Source organism: Nonomuraea diastatica, assembly GCF_004349015.1.
Classification (GTDB): Bacteria; Actinomycetota; Actinomycetes; order Streptosporangiales; family Streptosporangiaceae; genus Nonomuraea; species Nonomuraea diastatica.
Map to the genome: position 1 here is coordinate 1 of NZ_SMKP01000352.1, position 3,862 is coordinate 3,862.

Annotated in this window: 3 protein-coding genes; 1 reads left to right on the plus strand and 2 read right to left on the minus strand. The window is 69.9% G+C overall.

The genetic code is table 11. From position 1 onward, the window contains the following. The coding region (locus E1294_RS51295; protein ID WP_181958688.1) for a hypothetical protein at window positions 1-976 on the minus strand (976 nt) is incomplete at its 3' end. Next, entirely contained in the window at window positions 970-2,226 is a 1,257-nt protein-coding gene (locus E1294_RS51300; RefSeq protein ID WP_132520435.1) for a glucarate dehydratase family protein, read from the minus strand. The genes E1294_RS51300 and E1294_RS51295, both read right to left, overlap by 7 nt. A gap of 105 nt (window positions 2,227-2,331) precedes the next feature. Here E1294_RS51300 and E1294_RS51305 point away from each other — a divergent pair, with 105 nt between their 5' ends. Beyond that, window positions 2,332-3,801 carry an aldehyde dehydrogenase (NADP(+)) gene (locus E1294_RS51305; RefSeq protein WP_132520438.1) on the plus strand — a complete coding sequence of 490 codons (1,470 nt, stop codon included), beginning with the start codon at window positions 2,332-2,334 and terminating at the stop codon, window positions 3,799-3,801. Window positions 3,802-3,862 lie beyond the last annotated feature (61 nt).

A 3,862-nucleotide genomic window follows, 5' to 3' on the forward strand; every position in this document is an offset into this window, starting at 1 on the left:
GGACGTAGGCGCCCACTCGCTGGCCTGGGCGGGACAGCTCCGTGAGACGGGTGAGCCGGGCGGCGTCCGTGGCATGGTCGCCCCAGCAGTTGGCCACCAGCACGTCGGCTCTCGGCTCGCCCGAGGGCAGGGGGGCGAAGGCACCGGCGGCCCAGGGGTCCGGGTTGGCGTGCAGGGTGATGGGGACGGTGGGGGAGGCGCTCCTCGCGACGGTGATCAGGCGTTCGCGCAGGGAGGTGGACAGCCCCGACCGGACGGCGCGCACCTCGTCGGCCAGCCCGCCGAGGGCCTCGTCGATGGTCCTGTGCGAGGTCTCGGGGGGAAGGGCACGGTCGACGGCGGCGCGGACCTGGTCCTGGGTGTTCGGCGGGTAGCGGTCGGCGCAGGCGGTGCAGAAGCACAGTGACAGCAGATCGGTGTCCGCGGAGGTCCAGTCGGCGCCGGATGTCTTCTCGTGGACGCTCTGGTGGCCGAAGCCCATCGGGCCGCAGGCTTCCAGGATCAGCCCGTCGGGTTCGCCCACGGTGAGGATCTCCTGGACCAGGCGCTCGCAGTATTCGATGACGTCCTCGTGCGCGGGGCACAGGGCGTACGGGTAGGGGTCGCCGAAGGCGTTGCGGACGTTCAGGTCCGGGTGGGCGGTTCCCAGGTGGGAGTTATGCGTCAGCACGGTCCAGGCGTGCACCTGCAGGCCGGCTGCCTTCAGGGCGTCCCGGGCCTGGAGGTAGGCGTCCTCGGGAGTCCAGGTGGGGGAGGCGGGGATGAGACGGGACCACGATGACGGGCGAATCGGGAGGTAGAAGGCGGGGTAGGGCACGTCCAGGACGCGGTGCGCGGGGTGGTACGGCGTGGCGGCCCTGGTGGAGTGGTAGCCGGCCGCCAGCGCGATCGCCTCCACGCCCAGGTCGGCGAGGCGTTCGGGGGCCGAGGGGTCGCCGACGACGTCCCACGGGTAGACGTAGGCCACGTTCACCATCGCGGCCTCCTCGCGGAGAAGGCGGGCTCGAAGCGCTGCATGTACGCCGTGTCGTCGCGGGCGCGGATGCCGCATTTCTCGTACTGCTCGCTCATGAGCGCCAGGGCGTCGCGGTCCAGTTCGACGCCCAGGCCCGGGCCCGCGGGCACGGGGACGGCTCCGGCGGAGAAGCGCAGGGCGCCTGGTGCGACCACGTCCTGGCCGTTCTGCCAGGGGGTGTGGGTGTCGCAGGCGAAGGTGAGGTTCGGGGTGGCGGCGGCCAGATGGGTCATGGCGGCCAGGCTGATCCCGAGGTGGGAGTTGGAGTGCATGGACAGTTCCAGTCCGAACGTGTCGCAGAGGGAGGCGATGTGCGAGGAACGGACCAGGCCGCCCCAGTAGTGGTGGTCGAGCAGGAGCACGCCGATCGCGCGGGAGGCGATGGCGGGCGGGAGGTGGTCGGGGGTGACCACGCACATGTTCGTGGCGAGCGGCATGGGGACGGCGGCGGCCACCTCGGCCATGCCGGGGATGCCGGGAGTGGGGTCTTCGAGATACTGGAGGGTGCCCTCAAGCTCGCGGCCCACGCGGATCGAGGTCTCCACCGTCCAGGCGGCGTTGGGGTCCAGACGGAGCGGCACTCCGGGGAACGCCTCATGCAGGGCGCGGATGGCGGCGATCTCCTGGTCCGGGTGGTAGACGCCCCCTTTGAGCTTGATGGACGCGAAGCCGTACTCCTTGATGAGCAGTCTGGCCTGCTCGACGACACCCGCCTCGTCCAAGGCCGCGCCGAAGCGGTCCGGCTCCTCGTCCGGGTGGCCCGCCCACTTGTAGAAGAGGTACGCGCTGTAGGGGACGGCGTCTCTGACCCTGCCGCCCAGCAGATCCACGACCGGTACGCCGGCGGCCTTGCCGCGGATGTCCAGGCAGGCCACTTCGAAGGGGGAGAAGACCCGGTCGACGCTCTTCTCCTTCGTGGCGACACCGGTCAGGCCGTGCATGTCACTGACGACGTCGCCGATGATCGCGCTGATCCGGGCGTACATCGTGTTGGTGTCGTGCACATCGAGGCCGATCAGGGCCTGCGCGCACTCGCGCACCTTGCCGAGGTGGCCGGAGTCCCCGTAGGTCTCTCCCAACCCGGTCAAACCTTCATCGGTGACGACCTCGACAATGGTACGGAGGGCCCACGGCTCGTGGACTCCAGCGGCATTCAGAAGGGGCGGATCCCGAAAAGCGACAGGCGTTATGCGGATCTGCCTAATGATCATTACGACCGCCGTCCATATATGTGAACAATAGCCAGATTTGTGGACAAGTCGCCGCAACTGTAAGAATCAGGCTGAAGAAGTGTCAAGACTCCGAAGGGCCATTCGATGATCTACGGACACGACCCCAGGACAGGCGAGACCGTGGGCAACGCACTGCCCGAGACCGCCAGCGCCGGGGTCGACGTGGCCGTTTCCGCCGCGGCCGCCGCCGGCCCCGCCTGGCGGGCGGCCTCCGCGGAGGAGCGAGCGCGCGCGCTCGAGGCCGTCTCCGACGCGCTCACCTCGCATGTGGACGAGCTGTGGCAGCTCGCCGACCAGGAGACCGCACTCGGAGAGGTACGGCTGCGCGGTGAGGTGGCACGTGCGGCCGGGCAGTTCCGGCTGTTCGCCCAGGTGATCAGGGACGGTGGTTACCTGGAGGCCATCATCGACCACGCCGATGGCTCCCTGACGCCGCCGAGGCCCGACGTACGCCGGATGAAGCACGCGCTGCGGGGCGTCGTCGCCGTCTTCTCGGCCAGCAACTTCCCGTTCGCGTTCTCGGTGGCCGGGGGCGACACCGCGTCCGCGCTGGCCGCCGGGTGCCCGGTGGTCGTCAAGGCGCACCCCGGGCATCCGAACACCTCCGAGCGGGTCGCGAAGATCGTCCGTGAGGCGCTGCCGAACCCCGATCTGCTGGGGCTGGTGCAGGGCATGCAGGCGGGCGTCGATCTGGTCAAGCACTCCAAGGTGGTCGCGGCCGGGTTCACCGGATCGGTGGCCGGGGGCAAGGCGATCCAGAAACTGATCGACGAGCGGGAGGTGCCGATCCCGTTCTACGGCGAGCTGGGAAGCGTCAACCCCGTGGTCGTGCTGCCGTCGGCGCCCGCCAAGGAAGTGGCCACGGGGTTCGCCGGGTCGCTGACGCTGGGCGTCGGGCAGTTCTGTACGAATCCCGGGCTCATGTTCGTGCCGAACGACGACGAGCTGCGGCAGGCTCTCGTGGAGGCCGTTGAGGGGACCAGCGGCGGGAGCATGCTGGCCGAGCGCATCAGGGACGGCTATCTCGGCGGGGTCGAGCGGCTGGGCGAGCTGCGGCTGCTGGCCGAGGGCAAGCCCGGTGAGGGGAACTGGGCGGTCACGCCCAAGGTGTTCACCACCGATCTCGACACGTTCGCGGAGAAGCTCCCGCATATCGCCGAGGAGTGCTTCGGGCCGGCGGCGATCGTGGTGACCTATCGGGATATTTCCGATCTGGCGCCGGTTATTGAGCGGCTCGAAGGCTCGCTCACCGCGACCGTTCACAGCACCGACCCCTCCGAGGCGGGCGACGTCGTCGAGGTGCTCGGCAAGAAGGCGGGCCGGCTCGTCTGGAACGGGTGGCCGACCGGGGTGGCCGTGTGCTGGGCGATGCATCACGGTGGTCCGTGGCCCGCGTCGACCTCGGCGTTCACGTCCGTGGGCGCCACGGCCATCGATCGGTGGCTGGCGCCCACGGCGTACCAGGACTGGCCGGAGGCACTGCTGCCGGACGAGCTCAAGGACGCCAACCCGCTGTCCATTCCGCGCAGGGTGGACGGTCGGCAGCAGGTGTGAGCACCTGGAGGTGACCAGGGACGTGGGGCGGGCCACTCGCGGGACCGCCCCACGTCAAGGT

What these genes read in the sequence shown, in the direction of transcription:
- E1294_RS51300 (WP_132520435.1), bottom strand. Translation starts at nt 2,226, where the DNA reads ATGATCATTAGGCAGATCCGCATAACGCCTGTCGCTTTTCGGGATCCG.
- E1294_RS51305 (WP_132520438.1), top strand. Translation starts at nt 2,332, where the DNA reads ATGATCTACGGACACGACCCCAGGACAGGCGAGACCGTGGGCAACGCA.